Below are 16004 nucleotides of genomic sequence, written 5' to 3'. Positions count from 1 at the left end.
TCTTTCTACAAACGCCTCATCGAAAACGGAAAACCACCCATCGTCGCAATCGCAGCAACCATGCGCAAAATCATCATAACCATCAACGCAAGGCTCAGAGAGGATTTAGCTCAACAGAGTTGATGACGGTGGCGGTTGTTGCCACCGCTGAATTCGATCAGTCCACGATGCAAAATTCATTTCAAATTTATCCAAAAAAACGACCGGCGGAGCCAATAGGTTTTCTCTGCCTTCTCAGGGATGATCCCGCATCAATCTGACAGTTTATCCCAAGCGCTTGAAAACAACCGGCCCTACCTCCGTCTCCGTAGGCGAAATACCATAAGCTCGTTGAACGGAAGCAACGACGCGCTCCGCATCCTCTCGGCTGGCGGCATGCACCATGGCAATCGGCTGGCCTTCATCCACCTTCGTACCCAGTGGCACGATGTTCGAGATACCGACGCGATGATCGATTTGGTCGCTCGGATGACGTCGGCCACCGCCGAGTTTCACCACGGACATGCCGAGATCACGCGTCTGGCAGGATGAGAGCCAGCCACTTGCCGGAGCAGGAACTGGCAGGATGTGTGGCGCGACCTTCAGATAGATTTCCGGTTGATCGACGAAATCCTTGGGGCCACCGAGCGCTGACACCATTTGCCCGAAGCGTTCCAACGCCCGACCTGAGGACAGAGCCTCACGCGCCATCGCCTCTGCATCAGCAAGCGATCCCGAAACCCCGCCCTGAACCAGCATTTCCGCTGCAAAGGCCAAGACCAGCGTCTCGATCCGCGTACCGCCCTTCCTGCCCGCCAGAAAATCGAGGCAGTGGATGATTTCAAGCGCGTTGCCCGCAGCATCCGCCAAAGGCTCGTTCATGTCGGTGATCAGGGCTGACGTTTTCACGCCTGCGCCATTGGCAACCTCAACCAGCGCTGCGGCCAGCAATTCGGCTTCGTGAGACGTCAGCATGAAGGCGCCGCTGCCGAATTTGACGTCCAGCACCAGCGTTTCGAGGCCCGCCGCCAGCTTTTTCGAGAGGATCGAAGCCGTGATCAGCGGCACGGAGTCGACTGTCGCCGTCACGTCGCGGATGGCATAAAGCCGCTTGTCGGCAGGGGCCAGATCACCCGTCTGGCCGATGATGGCGCAGCCGACTTCTTTGACCGTGCGACGAAAGAGCGCCTGATCCGGCATGACATCATAGCCGGGGATGGCTTCGAGCTTATCCAGCGTGCCGCCCGTGTGGCCGAGGCCGCGTCCCGAGATCATCGGGACAGCCAAGCCGCAGGCAGCCACGATTGGGGCAAGCATTAGCGAGACATTGTCTCCGACGCCGCCTGTCGAATGTTTGTCGGAAATCGGCTTGCCGATATCTGCCCAGGAAAGAACATCGCCACTATCGCGCATAGCAAGTGTAAGCGCTACCGTTTCCTCGGGCGTCATGCCCCGGAAGTAGGTGGCCATGGCAAAGGCCGCTGCCTGTCCTTCGGAAATCGAGCCGTCGGAAAGCGCGGCGATAAAGGCCGCGATTTCTTCAGCCCTCAACGTTTCACCATCGCGCTTACGACGGATGATTTCCTGCGGTATCATCTCCGATCAATATCCGCTGGAAGCCTTGGCTGGTTCACCGCCACCCAGAACGTTCAATACATCATCAAGAAGGCTGGATGCACCGAAACGGAAGGTGGACGGCATGGCCCAGTTGGGCTGCATGATGGTTTCCGCGAGGCGCAGATAGAGCGTGGCATCCTCGACCGTGCCAATGCCACCGGCAGGCTTGAAGCCGACTTTCTTCCTGCTGTCACGGATGGCCTGCAACATGATGTCGGCGGCTTCCAGTGTGGCGTTGATCGAGACCTTGCCGGTGGAGGTCTTGATGAAATCCGCACCTTCGGCAATTGCGATTTCCGATCCCCGGCGAATCAGCGCCTTGTCCTTCAGCTCTCCCGTTTCCAGGATGACCTTGAGCAGCACCGGTTCAGGGCAGGCCTTGCGAACAGCCGCAACCATTTCCGATACCGCATTTTCATCGCCTGCGATGAATTTGCGGTAGGGGATGACGAGGTCGATCTCATCCGCGCCATCGCGAACCGCGCGTTCGGTTTCCCCGACAACGGTTTCGACATCGAGATCGCCGGACGGGAAGTTGACGACGGTCGCGATGCGGATCGAGTGATCATTGCCAAAGGCTGCACGTGCCTGTGCCACGAAACGGGGCCAGATGCAGATGGCCGCCGTGTTGCCATATTGCGTGCGGGCGCGCTGGCACAGAGCTGCAATCTGCTCCGGCGTGCAATCGTCTTTAAGATTGGTCAAGTCCAGCAAGGACAAAGCGAGAGCGGCGGCTTCGCGCGGGCGCTGAAGTTCCATGCTCAATTTCCTCCCGAAATCATTTCCGTTAAAATCGCGGCGAGACGTTTGCCGCCAATGGGAGCCATGTCCTTCGTTTCTTCATGGCTCAACTCCGCGCCGGTCATCCCGGCACCGTAATTGGTAATAACGGATGCGGCGGCAACGCGCATCCCGAAAAAGCGCGCGAGGATGACTTCCGGTACCGTAGACATGCCCACCGCATCTGCGCCGAGCGTGCGCGCCATGCGGATTTCCGCAGGTGTTTCGAAGCTTGGGCCAGAAAACCACATGTAAACGCCGGAAAATAGCGGCACGGTAGCCCGGATGGCCGCATTGCGCATGGCAAGCGCCAAATCAGCGTCATAAGCGCTGGTCATGCCGACGAAGCGGCGGTCGCTCTCTTCGCCGATCAGCGGGTTCATGCCGGAGTAATTGATGTGGTCGGTGATCTGCATCACCGAGCCCGGCGGCAAATCCTGACGCACCGAGCCCGCCGAATTGGTGAGGATCAGAGACTGAACGCCGATGCCCGCCAGAGCCTCTATGCCCGGGCGCATCGCGCTGGCATCGCCCCGCTCATAATAATGCACGCGCCCGGAGAGCATAATGACGGGTTGACCACCGAGATAACCGGCAACCAGTTCTCCCGCGTGGCCGGAGACCGCGCTTTCCGGGAAGCCGGGAATATCGGCGTAGGGAATGCGGATCGCATCCGTGATCTCATCCACCAGCGACCCGAGGCCGGAGCCCAGCACTATGGCGGTGCGTGGCACGAGACCGTTCAGGCGTTCCACCAGCACGTCGATGATCGCGTGATCCATCTTACAACTCGGTCTTGAAGCTGAAGGGCAGAAGCTCGTCCATGGTCATGACCTTCTGAACGCCGGTCTCATCGCAGAGATAGACCTTGGTTTCAGGTGTGGCGAACTCGGCGATCTTCTGACGGCAGCCACCGCAGGGCGGGCAGAGCGCAAGCTTTTCCGCTATAACGGCGATCTCTTTAATCTGCTTTGCTCCACCCATCACCATGGCGCTGATGGCGGAAGGCTCCGCGCACCAGCCCTGTGGAAAGGACAGGTTCTCGATGTTGGCGCCCTTATAAACCTTGCCGTCTTCGGCACGGATGGCAGCCCCCACGGGAAACTTGGAGTAAGGCGCGTGGGCAAAGCCCATGGCCTCGCGGGCTGCCTCGAAGAGCGCGTGGGATGCGGTGTCGTTCGACATGATTTAGCGCTCCTTGGTGTAAGCGACGCCACCGGCCTTCGGCGGCTTGGCAACGCCGATGAAACCGGCAAGCAGAATGCAGGTGAGAATATAGGGCAGCGCCTGGAAAATCTGCACCGGCACCTCGCCAATGCCGGGAATGGCCTTGCCCTGCATGAAGTTCGCCACCGCATCGAGGAAGCCGAATAATAGGCAGGCGAACATGACCGGGACGGGCTTCCATTTGGCAAAGATGAGCGCGGCAAGCGCGATATAGCCCTTGCCTGCCGACATGTTGGCGATGAAGGCAGCAGACTGAGCGACGGCCAGATAGGTGCCTGCGAAACCGCATAGAAAACCGGCGACGATGACGGCGCGAAAGCGCATCCATGCGACGGAAATACCAGCCGTATCGACAGCACCCGGATTTTCACCCACCGCACGCAGGCGAAGACCGAAGCGCGTGCGATATAACGCCCACCACGAAATCGGCACGGCGAGGAAGGCGATATAGGTCAGAATATTGTTGCCGGAAATGACGTTGGCATAGAGCGGACCGATAAACGGCACTTCGCGCATCATATCCGCACCCGGCAGGATGATCGGCGTGAAACGACCTTCACCCGTAATCTGCGGCGTGCGACCACCTTGGCCGAACCAGGCTTGACCGAGAACGACCGTCAGACCGGCAGCAACGAAGTTCAGCGCCACCCCGGAAACGATCTGGTTGCCTCTGTTGGTGATGACGGCAAAGCCGTGCACCAGCGAAAAGAATATCGACACGCCGATGCCAGCCGCGAGACCGGCCCACGGATCTGACGTCAGATAGGCAACGCAGGCGGATGCGAAGGCAGCTGCCAGCATCTTGCCTTCGAGACCGATATCGAACACGCCTGCGCGTTCAGAAAACAGGCCTGCGAGTGCGGTAAACAGCAGCGGAATGGTCAGGCGAACGGTCGAACCGAGAATGCTGACCAGCATATCGAAGGTTTCCATGGCCTTACCTCTTCACGAAATTCTGGTAGATGCGCACGAGCGCGGGACGGTACATATATTCGAGAGCACCGGCGAACAGGATCACCAGACCCTGAATGACGACGATCATCTCGCGGGTGATATTGGGCATTTCGAACGAAAGGTCCGCGCCGCCCTGATAGAGAATGCCGAACAGCAGTGCCGCAAAGACAATGCCGAGCGGGTGGCTTCTGCCCATCAGCGAAACGGCGATACCGACAAAGCCTGCGCCGCCGACGAATTCCACCTGCAAACGTGCGGATGCACCCATGACGGGGTTCAGCGCCATCATGCCAGCCAGACCACCGGAGATCAGCATGGCGATGATGACGGTGCGCGAATAGGGAATGCCAGCATAGACGGCGGCAGAAGGGCTGATGCCGAGAGTGCGCATTTCATAACCAAGCTTGGTGCGCCAGATCAGCACCCACACCAGAAACGCCATGACGAGCGCGATGATGAAAGACACGTTGAACGGAGCGGGACCGAGCTTGAGGCCAAACATCGCCATCAACCAGTCGAGCTTCGGCAACTGTCCACCAGCGAGAAAGGTGCGCGTTTCAGGCGCCATCTTGCCGGGAACGATGAAGACGTTGACCAGCAGATAAACCATCAGCGCCGCAGCGATGAAGTTGAACATGATAGTGGTGATGACGACGTGGCTACCGCGTTTTGCCTGCAACCAGCCGGGAATAAAGGCCCATGCCGCGCCAAAGAGTGCTGCGCCGATGACGGCGAAAGGCATGGTCACATACCATGGCACATAATGGTCGAGCGCCATCGCGACAATGGCTGCACCGAGGCCGCCAATATAGGCCTGACCTTCGGAGCCGATGTTGAACAGCCCGGCGTGAAAGGCAACCGCGACGGAAAGGCCGGTGAAGATGAAGCTGGTCGTGTAGAACAGGGTGAAGCCAATGGCGTCACCGCGACCAAGCGCGCCTTCGATCAGCAGCTGGAGGGCTGCAAAAGGGTCTTCGCCAATCGACCACACGACGAGGCCGGAGATGAAAAATGCGGTGAGGATGTTGAGAAACGGCAGAAGGCCGTAAGTCATCCAACTGGGAAGGGGTACGGAAGCTGTACTCATGAATATCCGGCCTTATGCGGCAATGCCGGCCATCATCAGGCCCAGCGTCTGTTCTTCGGCTTCCGCCGTTTTTTCACCAACCACCCGGCCCGCAAACATGACCAGGATACGGTCCGATAGCGAGCGGATTTCGTCCAGTTCAACGGATACGAGCAATATCGCTTTGCCAGCATCACGCATTTCGATGATGCGGCAATGAATGAACTCGATGGCACCGATATCGACGCCGCGTGTCGGCTGGCCGATGATCAGCATGCTCGGGTCACGCTCGATTTCACGCGCAACGACGATCTTCTGCTGGTTGCCGCCCGAAAAATTGGCCGTCTTCAGCCGCGCATTGGGCGGGCGAATATCGTACTTCTCGATCTTCTCTTCGGCATCCCTGCGGATCGTCTCGGGATTGAGGAACGGACCTTTGCCGTATCGCTCGTCGCGGTGATAGCCGAGGATCGAGTTCTCATATTCCTCGAACTTCAGAACAAGGCCCATATGGTGCCGGTCTTCCGGGATATGGGCAAGGCCGAGTTGGCGCAGAATAGCAGGATCGACCTTATCCACCGGCTTGCCGCCGATCAGAATTTCACCCGAATGCGGTTTGCGAATGCCTGCAATGGCTTCCAGCAATTCCGACTGGCCGTTACCCGCAACACCGGCGATACCGACGATTTCGCCAGCGCGCACATCGAAGGAAACATCATCGACCATGGTCACGCCACGGCTGTCCTTGACGGTGAGATTGCGCACGGAGAACAGAATTTCGCCGGGCTTTGCCTCACCCTTTTCCACGCGCAGAAGCACGCGACGACCGACCATCAATTCAGCCAGTTCTTCGACTGTCGTTTCCGATGTCTTGCGCGTTGCCACCATCTCGCCGCGGCGCATGACGGACACCTCATCGGTAATCGCCATGATCTCGCGCAGCTTATGAGTAATGAGGATGACCGTCTTGCCCTGATCGCGCAACACGCTCAAAATCTTGAACAGGTGATCGGCTTCGGCTGGCGTCAGAACGCCGGTCGGCTCATCGAGAATCAATATTTCCGCGCCGCGATACATGGCTTTCAGGATTTCCACGCGCTGCTGCAGGCCAACCGGCAAATCCTCGATGATCGCATCGGGGTTTACCTCGAGGCCGTATTCGTCCTCCAGACGCTTCAGTTCCTTGCGGGTCGCAGCCGTGCCTTTCGACAACAGCGCGCCACCTTCGGCACCCAGCATTACATTTTCCAGAACGGAAAAATTTTCGACCAGCATGAAGTGCTGGTGCACCATGCCGATGCCCGCATCGATGGCCGCCTGGCTGTCCTTGATGGATACCGGCCCGCCATTAACGCGGATTTCGCCGGAATCGGCCTGATAAAAGCCGTAGAGAATCGACATCAATGTCGACTTCCCAGCCCCGTTTTCCCCGATGATGCCGTGGATCGTTCCCTTGGCAACGGTTAGATTTATGTTCTTGTTGGCGCGTACCGCACCGAATTTCTTATCGATGCCTACAAGCTCGATTGCAGGTTCCATGGTCAAAACCAGACGTCTCCTGAAGCATTTCCAGCAAAAGTGCGAAGCGGTTTTGCGTCCGGAAAATGCATAAAAACAGAGAACTAGAGCAATTTCGCGCATTTTGGAAAAGACGGAAATGCTTTAGGACTGGATATGAAAAGGGCGCAACGCGAAATCGCGATGCGCCCTAATTCAGACGGTTACATCACTTTGGGCAGGAATTGTCCGACATATAGTCGTGAACCTTGACCGTACCAGCAATGATGTCGGCCTTGGCCTTTTCAACGGCGGCAGTCATTTCCGGCGTAATAAGAGCCTTGTTGTTGTCATCGACCGCGTAAGCAACGCCGTCTTCTTTTACACCAAGAGACGTAACGCCGGCGGTAAACTTGTCGTCCTGCACATCCTTGAATGCGTTATAGACAGCAAGATCGACGCGCTTGACCATGGAGGTCAGGACCGAGCCGGGGTGAAGGTGGTTCTGGTTGGAATCCACTCCGATCGAGAACTTCTTGTTGTCTGCAGCGGTCTGGAGAACACCAATGCCCGTCGCGCCAGCTGCCGCATAAAGCACGTCAGCGCCCTGATCGATCTGGTTCTTGGCAAGTTCGCCACCGCGAACAGGGTCGTTCCAGGCAGCGCCTGTAGTCCCGGTCATGTTCTGGAAGACTTCGATCTTGTCGTTGGCGGCTTTCGCACCCTGGGCGTAGCCACAGGCAAACTTACGGATCAACGGAATGTCCATGCCGCCGATGAAGCCAACCTTGCCGGTTTTGGAGGCCATGCCGCCCAAAAGGCCTACAAGGTACGAGCCTTCTTCTTCCTTGTACAGGACAGAACGTACGTTCGGGAGATCCACGACGGAATCGACGATCACGAACTTCGTATCCGGGAACTCGGCTGCTACCTTCTCCATGGCAGAAGTCCAGGCAAAGGAGATCGCAACCACCGGATTGAAGCCGCGGCTTGCGAAGTTGCGAATGGCCTGTTCGCCCTGCGTGTCGCTTGTCGGCTCGAAATCGCGATACTCGACACCCGTTTCCGCCTTGAACTTTTCGGCGCCGGTTGCACCGGCCTCGTTGAACGACTTATCAAACTTGCCACCTGTGCCATAGACCAGCGCAGGCTTGATTTCCGCAGCCAAAGCGGATGCCGACATCGCGGCAAGCGCGAAAAGCGTCAGAAGGGATTTTTTCATTGTGCAGCCCTGTTGTTACAGTTCGGTTTTTTTAAAGGGTCCTCCCGCAAGCCCGTTGGCCGGACATGTTCTGCGGAAATGCCAGTCTTTTTGACTGTGCGTGAAGGCATCCTTGCACGGCTGCGAGAAAAATTCATCCGTTTTTTTTACCCGGTGGAAAAAGCTGTTTCTGATGACTTTTTAAGCCCTTCCACCAGGCACTATGCTGAAAAAACTAGCCGATATTGCAGACGACCCCCGTGCCACGCAGACCGCAATATCCACCGGGATTTTTCGCCAGATACTGCTGATGATAGTCCTCGGCATAATAGAAGATATCGAGTGGCTCTATTTCTGTCGTGATCTCTCGCCGATGACCCGCATTGTTCAACGCATTCTGGAACGTGTCGCGCGCCGCCGTCGCTTCAGCAAACTGTTCGTCATTCGTGGTGTAGATCACCGAGCGATATGTGGTGCCGACATCGTTGCCCTGGCGCATACCCTGCGTGGGATCATGCTCTTCGAAGAATATCTTGAGCAGCGAGCCAAGCGTTACCTGCGAAGGATCGTAAACCACCTTCACCACTTCCGCGTGGCCGGTAAGCCCAGTCGTCGTTTCATTATAGGTCGGGTTGCGGGTCAGTCCGCCAGAATAACCCACGGCCGTCACAAAGACGCCAGGCACCTTCCAGAACAGACGTTCCGCACCCCAGAAGCAGCCCATACCGAGATAGATCGTTTCCAGACCGCCCGCGTAAGGCCCTTTGAGCGATCGCCCATTGACGAAATGATGCTCGGGAACATCGAGCGGCTGATCGCGCCCGGGAATCGCGGTCTCAGCAGTCGGCATTACGGTTTTCTTGGTTAGCGTATCGAATCCAAACATTGCATTCTCCCTTATCGGCGAACGATTGTCTCGCGTTTCTGGTTTTGCATTGCGTGGCGGACGGCATCGCTTCAGGCGAGGGACAGCCCCATCTTTCTTCGCTGCTTGTAACCCGCCATCCAGAACAGCAGAGAAAAGCCAAGAAGAACCGCAAAGGCGGGAATGATCGAAAGGCCATTATCGATCCAGCGCCACGCTTCAGGGTGAATATAGTGCGCTACGGAGGCTTCTGCCATGGCAAGAGAGGCTGGAAGCAATTGCTGCCATCCCTCACCTACACTTAAGAGATCGACAGAGGATGTGGAAACCGAGCGGATCGAATCAAATACACCGACTGCCATCGCCGCGATCAGAAACAGAAAACTGATGAACCGGAACAGTGCTTTCACTGGGCGAATCCTTACACGTCCATAGGAGCTTATCGACAGCCACAAAGCGCCTGCAACCCCATCTGGATAAAGCGCCCGGCACGGCTTTGCAATCTACTCATGAACAGCCTTTTTACACGCTTTTAAAAAAACTGTCAGAATCGGGTTGATCCTCGCGAATTCATCGGTATATATCGCGCCGTTCCAGTGATTTGCATTTCCCAAAACATGCAGATTGTAAATGAAGGACAGGTGGCCGAGTGGTTTAAGGCGCACGCCTGGAACGCGTGTGTGCGTGAAAGCGTACCGTGGGTTCGAATCCCACCCTGTCCGCCATTTTCCTTGTGTATTATGCTACACTGCCAAGGCAATACGACCGACCAGCGATATAATTCAAAGCCATCAAACGCCCCCTAAGTCACAGCATTCTCCAAGAATTGTGATCAGCGGTAATTGCAGCGCGATATACGCGTCTCGACATTGTTTTAAATCCGCTAAGCTTGTGATGGAGATTTGACTTGCTGTTAGCGCTATGTTCGGGCGCAGATGTATCCCACCTTGAGAAAAGCGCCCCGGCATAATCACCGTAGCGCTATTCATATAAGCGTTTCACCGTAAGCAACGGCCAACACAATTAAAAACATTAGATAATCTAAACAATATCTCGGAATTTCTAAATTGAGCTAACCGCAACTGTGGCTTACGGTATCTTCAATGCCGCTTGGGAGGCGGCTGGGAGTGTGGCTTTGGCTACTTGTCCCGGGAGGAAAACAAAGCGTTTCAAAGATGCAGAGGCGGTGAGCGCAGCTTTCCGCAGAGCAGGTTTTCGTGCGCTGATATCGACCCGGGTGCTCTCCTCATGTTCATTCCCTTGGTTGAGGATGTTGCCTTATGAATCTCTCTTCTCTTCTTTCACTGCGCGCCAGCAATGGACATCCTGTTCGGGTGGCCCTCATCGGCGCCGGAAAATTCGGCTCGATGGTGCTCGCACAGGCACAGCGTATCAGCGGGCTCCATATGGTCGCAGTTGCTGATCTCGACGTCGGAAAAGCGCGTGAGGCAATGCAGCGCGTAGGCTGGCAGGAAGAGCGTTACGGCGCGAAAAGCTGCGGCGACGCCCTGAAGAGTGGCCAGACCTTCGTAACGAATAGTGCCAAAGACATATTCGATTGCGACGAGATCGAATGCGTTATCGAGGCGACGGGACACCCCATCGCCGGCACCCGCCATGCTCTCGGTGCCATTGAAAGCAAGAAGCATGTCGTCATGGTCAACGTCGAAGCCGACGTGATGGTCGGTCCGATCCTTGCCGAAAAGGCGCGGAAGGCAGGAGTGATTTACTCCATGGCCTATGGTGATCAACCGGCTTTGATCTGCGAATTGGTAGACTGGGCACGTGCAACGGGCTTCGAAGTGACCTCTGCCGGGAAGGGCATGAACTTTGAACCGCGCTACCGCTACTCGACACCCGACACCGTCTGGAGTTTCTTTGGTTGGACAGAGGAAGAGGTTGCAAAGGGCGACTTCAATCCGAAAATGTATAACTCCTTCACCGACGGCACCAAAGCAGCCATCGAAATGGCAGCGGTTGCCAATGGTACCGGCCTCGATTGCCCGGATGACGGTCTGGCATTTCCGCCCGCTGGGCTGCACGATCTTGCTCGCGTGTTCCGTCCTGCTTCCGATGGTGGACGGATGGCACGCTCTGGTCTCGTGGATATCGCAGCCAGCCAGGAGCCTGATGGCCGCGAGGTCTTCAACAATATCCGTTATGGCGTCTTCGTGACATTCAAGGCGCATAATGAATATGCGCGAGCCTGCTTCAAGCAGTACGGATTGCTGACCGATCCATCCGGCTGGTACGCCTCCATGTGGCGTCCGTTCCACATCATCGGTCTTGAGACGTCCGTCAGCGTGCTCTCCGCCGTCCTGCGGAATGAGCCGACCGGATGCTCCAAGGAATTCCGTGGCGACGCGGTTGCGACTGCCAAGAAGGATATGCAGCCCGGCGAAATGCTGGATGGAGAAGGCGGCTACGCAGTTTGGGCAAACGCAATCCCCGCAAGCCGCAGCCTGGATCTGAAGGCATTGCCGATCGGTCTTGCGCATAATGTGAAACTGAAACGTCCGATCAAAAAGGATCAGATCGTCTCCTTCGACGATGTCGAAATCGTCAACGATCTCGATGTTGTCGGTCTGCGTCAGGAAATGGAACAGCGTTTCCGCCCTTCCAAAATAGCAGCCGAGTAAGGATAGGGTCATGACGGGCAGTGCCTTTGTCGTCATCGCTGAATTTCAGGTAAAGCCCGGACAACTGGATGCTTTTCTTGAAGCAGCGAAAGATGATGCCGACCACTCGGTTGCTGACGAGCCGGGATGCTATCAGTTCGACGTCATTCGTCTCGAAGGATCGGACGATGTCGTTACCTTCTACGAGGTTTACGACAGTCGTGCAGCCTTCGATGCACACCTGGAAACACCTCATCTTGCGCGTTTCCGGGAGGCCTTTCCGCCACTTGTCGCGGAGGAGCGGCCGGTCCGCTTCTTCCAACGGCATTGGCCGTGACGGAGGGTTGGAGATGACAAGCACCAAGAACATCGCCTTTATCGGCACGGGCATCATGGGTGGGCCGATGGCCTCCCGGTTAGCAGAGGCTGGCTTTGCGGTGCGTGCCTGGAACCGGACGCCAGAAAAGGCAGCAGCTCTTCACGCCAGCGGTGTGGCGGTGGCAGAAAGCGCCCGTGCCTCGGTGGACAATGCCGATGTCGTCATCTGCATGCTGAGTTCCGGTACCGTTTGTGAAGCAATGCTCTTGGGGGACCAGGGCGTGATTTCGGCGATGCGCGCCGGGACATTTCTCATCGTGATGAGTTCTATCCCGGTCGAAGTGGCCGTTGAAATAGGCAACGCTGCTACCAGCCGAGGCGTGATCTGTCTGGATGCCCCTGTTTCCGGTGGAGAGAAGGGTGCCAAAGAAGGGACGCTAGCAATCATGGCAGGCGGCGAGGCGGCGGCGGTTGAAAGCCTGAAACCGGTTTTCGCCTGTCTGGGGCGTGTGACCCATGTCGGTCCGATTGGAGCAGGGTCTCTGACGAAGCTTGCAAACCAGTTGATCGTGGCATCTACGATTTGCGCCGTTGCGGAGGCACTGACATTAGCCAGACAAGGCGGCGCCGATCCGGCAAAGGTACGTGAAGCCCTTTTGGGCGGGTTTGCCGATTCAACGGTCTTTCGTCAGCACGGTTTGCGGATGGTGGAGGGGAATTTCGCCCCCGGCGGCCCGGCCAAATATCAGGTCAAGGATACGTCCACAGCTCTTGGCTTTGCCCGAAGCCATGGTTTGAGATTACCGGTCAGCGAGGAGGTCGACCGGCTGTTTCAGGCGATGGTGGATAACGGTGACGGCGATCTGGATCATAGCGGCGTCATCCGCGAAATACAGCGCATGAATACGGACGAGTACGCTTGACGACATGCTAAAGTGATAATCAACGGGAGGAGAAACCATGAAACACTTTACGATACGCACACTGTTTGCCACGGTCGCAATTCTATCGGCGTCGATCGCGCAGGCGGAAACGCTCACCCTTTCCACGCCCGACCCGGATACGTCGGAGATCACTCTGGCGGCAAAAAAATTTGCCGAACTCGTATCGGCAAAAACCAACGGCGAACTGACGATAAAGGTCTTTCCGAACGGTACTCTTTATGGCGGCGATCCCTCGGCAGGTGTCAAGCAGCTGGCGGGTGGTTCACTGGACATGCTGCTGAACTCGACCTCGCTCTATGCAACTTTCAACCCGAAATTCACCGCCATTGCCATTCCCTATCAGTTTCGCGATATCGACCAACTGCGGGCCTATCTCGACAGCGATCTCGGCAAGGAATTGCAGTCCGACCTGAGCAAGATCGGCATTCAGGGTGTCGATCTCTGGTCGCGCCCGCTCCGCCAGATCACCAACTCGAAAGTGGCCATCACTTCTCCTGCCGACATGAAAGGGATGAAACTGCGCGTACCGAACAATCCGCTTTGGGTTGAGTTCTTCGGTGCCATGGGTGCCGCACCGACGCCAATGGCTTTTGCCGAGGTGTATAATGCACTCCAGCTAAAGGTGGTCGACGGCCAGGAAAATCCGATCAACGTTCCCGTCAGCGCCAAGCTTTATGAAGTCCAGAAATACGCGACCATCAGCAATCATATCGCCGATGCCTGGGTGCTCGGTATGAACCCGCGTCGCTATACGGGGCTGAGCGACGCCTTCAAGACAGCTATCAACGAAGCCGCGAAAGAAACGGAACAGTGGAAAGCGGAAAACGACGCCGCTGATATCGAGAAATCTCTGGCGACGTTGAAGTCCAACGGAATGGAGATCAACGAATTGACCGCTGAGCAGCGCAAGGCGTTCGTCGATGTCGCAGCCGGCCTGGACGAGAAATTCGCGGCACTTGTGAAAGACAAGTCTTTCTTTGATCGCACGCGCGGTTTCATTTCCAGCAACTGACGTTGTGCTGGTACTTTTCACTCTGCGTAAAGTGCCAGCCAGTCTCCCGCTTTGATGCACTCTTATCGAAGGACGATAGCAATGCGCGCTTCGTTTGGCTCGTTGTTGGGTAAAGTCGTGACAGTCATCGCCGATGTTGCCGCAGGCATAGCCTGCGCAGGCGTGCTGCTCGTGGTTCTACTCCAGGTCATCGGTCGGCTCTCTGGCCATCCATTACCCTGGACTGAGGAAGCCACGCGTTTTCTCTTTATCTGGATGGTATTTCTTGGCCTTTCGGCTGGCTTCCGCACCGTGGAAAGTGCCCGCGTTGTGGTGTTTCTGGTCATGGGTCGCAGGCTGTTTCAGCATCTCGCGGTACCGATTTACGTTATTTCGTCCGTGTTCTTCTTCGGACTGATGGGCTGGACAGGCCTCACTCTGGTCAACCAGCAGATCATGATGAATGAGACGGCTGCAACTTTGCCTATCCCGATGTGGGTAATAGGCATGGTGATGCCGGTCTCTGCGGTGATCGCCATACTGGCCGTGCTGGATTCTCTGCGCAGCCGCCGGGACCTCATCGCTCTTCCAGAACTCGGAATTCCGGCAGGTGAGATCGCCCACGCCGATGTATCCATGACGTCAGGACATTAAAAGATGTCGATCTTTCTCCTTATTTCCTTTTTTGGCCTCAGCATGCTGGGCATCCCATTGGCGGTTGCACTTGCTCTCGCCAGCGTCGCCACATTGTGGCTTTTTACATCGATGCCGATGGATCTTCTATCGCACACGATGTTTTCGTCTATGAATTCGTTTCTGCTGGTAGCCGTGCCGCTGTTCATTCTGGTGGGCACCGTCATGGAACGTGGCAGGGTTGCGGAGCGCATTTTCGATTTTGCGGAAGCCATGGTGGGGTGGCTGCCGGGCGGTCTTGGCCACGTCAACGTCATTTCTTCGGTGATTTTTTCCGGCGTCTCAGGCTCGTCAGTCGCCGATATCGCATCGGTCGGCGCCATCGAAATCAAGGCGATGGAGCGACACGGCTTTCCGAAAGGCTATGCGGTAGGGATGACCCTTTGCACTGCCACGCTTTCCTCGATCATTCCTCCGTCCATTCTGGTCGTTATCGCTGGCTCGATCGCAAACGTCTCCATCGGCACACTGCTGGTCGCAGGGCTGGTCCCTGGTCTTTTTATTGCCTTCGCCTTCATGGTCTTCAACCATTTCTACTCGGTGTACTACGGCTACAATCCGCCCTCGCCATTCAATCTTCGCATGGTGGTTGTGACCGGGCTTCGCGCCATTCTTCCGATGTTGACACCGTTGATCCTGATCATCGGCATTGCCAGCGGTCTTTTCACACCGACGGAAGCTGCGGGAATTGCAGTCGTTTATGTCGGCGTGCTTGGCGTACTCGTCTACCGTACGCTGCCAGTACGCGAGTTGCCGGAAATTCTTATATCGACTGCGCGGATTTCCGGTACAATCCTGTTCATTGCTGCGACATCACAGATTGCCGCATGGATTTTCACCTATGACGGTCTGCCTGACAAAGTGGCTTATGCTTTGAAAGCGATGGACCTCGGCCCATTGTCCGGAATGCTGGTGATCTTCGCGTTTCTCCTGATCATCGGCATCTTCATGGAGGCTATTCCCGCCATGTTCATTCTCATTCCGGTGCTGATGCCTCCCGTACAGGCCATCGGTATCGACCCGATCCACTTCCTTATCGTCACGGTAATGACGCTTACGCTCGGGTTGGTCACTCCTCCCGTCGGAGTTTGCCTGTTTGCGGCTGCGCAGGTGGCAAATATGAAGGTGGAGGATGTGATCCGGGGATCGCTTGCGCCGATGGCGGTACTGACACTCGCCATTTTTGCCCTGGTCCTGTTTCCCATCCTGACACTGGGTCCGATCCGCTTGCTGGGCATGTACTGATATACGAAA

At 56.5% G+C, this 16004-nt stretch carries 17 protein-coding genes and 1 tRNA gene; 8 read left to right on the top strand and 10 right to left on the bottom strand.

The genetic code is table 11. The annotated features are described in order from the left end of the window. Window positions 1-260, top strand: a 260-nt coding sequence (locus G6L28_RS23175) for a hypothetical protein (RefSeq protein ID WP_210265770.1), incomplete at its 5' end; no start/stop codon positions are given. A 4-nt stretch (window positions 261-264) separates the two neighbouring features. On the opposite strand, the gene deoA is transcribed toward G6L28_RS23175, so the two are convergent. From deoA to G6L28_RS00340, 10 genes are all read right to left on the bottom strand, one after another. Beyond that, entirely contained in the window at window positions 265-1575 is a 1311-nt protein-coding gene (gene deoA, locus G6L28_RS00385) for a thymidine phosphorylase (protein ID WP_174061800.1), read from the bottom strand. 6 nt (window positions 1576-1581) lie between these two features. Next, a complete protein-coding gene (deoC, locus tag G6L28_RS00380; protein ID WP_174061799.1) occupies window positions 1582-2355 on the bottom strand; it encodes a deoxyribose-phosphate aldolase in 774 nt (257 codons plus the stop codon). Between the two features lie 2 nt (window positions 2356-2357). After that, window positions 2358-3158 (bottom strand): purine-nucleoside phosphorylase, encoded by an 801-nt coding sequence (locus G6L28_RS00375; protein WP_174061798.1) that lies wholly within the window; start codon window positions 3156-3158, stop codon window positions 2358-2360. A 1-nt stretch (window position 3159) separates the two neighbouring features. Next, window positions 3160-3561 carry a cytidine deaminase gene (locus G6L28_RS00370; RefSeq protein WP_027674561.1) on the bottom strand — a complete coding sequence of 134 codons (402 nt, stop codon included), beginning with the start codon at window positions 3559-3561 and terminating at the stop codon, window positions 3160-3162. Window positions 3562-3564: 3 nt separating this feature from the next. Then, on the bottom strand, window positions 3565-4536 hold the full coding sequence (locus G6L28_RS00365) for an ABC transporter permease (protein WP_174061797.1): 972 nt from the start codon (window positions 4534-4536) through the stop codon (window positions 3565-3567). A 4-nt stretch (window positions 4537-4540) separates the two neighbouring features. Next, window positions 4541-5644 carry an ABC transporter permease gene (locus G6L28_RS00360; RefSeq protein WP_174061796.1) on the bottom strand — a complete coding sequence of 368 codons (1104 nt, stop codon included), beginning with the start codon at window positions 5642-5644 and terminating at the stop codon, window positions 4541-4543. A gap of 12 nt (window positions 5645-5656) precedes the next feature. Then, window positions 5657-7162: an ABC transporter ATP-binding protein gene (locus G6L28_RS00355; protein WP_174061803.1), complete on the bottom strand. Its 1506-nt coding sequence runs from the start codon at window positions 7160-7162 to the stop codon at window positions 5657-5659. 187 nt (window positions 7163-7349) lie between these two features. Then, window positions 7350-8342, bottom strand: a complete 993-nt coding sequence (locus G6L28_RS00350) for a BMP family lipoprotein (protein ID WP_174061795.1) — start codon at window positions 8340-8342, stop codon at window positions 7350-7352. Between the two features lie 214 nt (window positions 8343-8556). Continuing rightward, window positions 8557-9207 carry a peptide-methionine (S)-S-oxide reductase MsrA gene (gene msrA / locus G6L28_RS00345; RefSeq protein ID WP_174061794.1) on the bottom strand — a complete coding sequence of 217 codons (651 nt, stop codon included), beginning with the start codon at window positions 9205-9207 and terminating at the stop codon, window positions 8557-8559. 71 nt (window positions 9208-9278) lie between these two features. Then, window positions 9279-9596, bottom strand: a complete 318-nt coding sequence (locus G6L28_RS00340; RefSeq protein ID WP_174061793.1) for a hypothetical protein — start codon at window positions 9594-9596, stop codon at window positions 9279-9281. A gap of 225 nt (window positions 9597-9821) precedes the next feature. Here G6L28_RS00340 and G6L28_RS00335 point away from each other — a divergent pair. From G6L28_RS00335 to G6L28_RS00305, 7 genes are all read left to right on the top strand, one after another. Further along, window positions 9822-9911, top strand: a tRNA-Ser gene (locus G6L28_RS00335). Window positions 9912-10466: 555 nt separating this feature from the next. Continuing rightward, entirely contained in the window at window positions 10467-11825 is a 1359-nt protein-coding gene (locus tag G6L28_RS00330) for an NAD(P)H-dependent oxidoreductase (protein WP_174061792.1), read from the top strand. A 10-nt stretch (window positions 11826-11835) separates the two neighbouring features. Then, window positions 11836-12141: a putative quinol monooxygenase gene (locus G6L28_RS00325; RefSeq protein ID WP_174061791.1), complete on the top strand. Its 306-nt coding sequence runs from the start codon at window positions 11836-11838 to the stop codon at window positions 12139-12141. Between the two features lie 13 nt (window positions 12142-12154). Next, complete coding sequence (locus G6L28_RS00320; protein WP_174061790.1) at window positions 12155-13045, top strand: NAD(P)-dependent oxidoreductase; 891 nt, start codon at window positions 12155-12157, stop codon at window positions 13043-13045. A gap of 37 nt (window positions 13046-13082) precedes the next feature. Beyond that, entirely contained in the window at window positions 13083-14078 is a 996-nt protein-coding gene (locus tag G6L28_RS00315) for a DctP family TRAP transporter solute-binding subunit (protein WP_174061789.1), read from the top strand. A gap of 81 nt (window positions 14079-14159) precedes the next feature. Then, entirely contained in the window at window positions 14160-14711 is a 552-nt protein-coding gene (locus G6L28_RS00310; protein WP_174061788.1) for a TRAP transporter small permease, read from the top strand. 3 nt (window positions 14712-14714) lie between these two features. After that, entirely contained in the window at window positions 14715-15995 is a 1281-nt protein-coding gene (locus tag G6L28_RS00305) for a TRAP transporter large permease (protein ID WP_174061787.1), read from the top strand. The last annotated feature ends 9 nt before the right edge of the window (window positions 15996-16004 follow it).

It is taken from the genome of Agrobacterium larrymoorei (assembly GCF_013322225.1).
Classification (GTDB): domain Bacteria; phylum Pseudomonadota; class Alphaproteobacteria; order Rhizobiales; family Rhizobiaceae; genus Agrobacterium; species Agrobacterium larrymoorei_A.
This window is presented reverse-complemented; position numbering and strand designations above follow the sequence as displayed.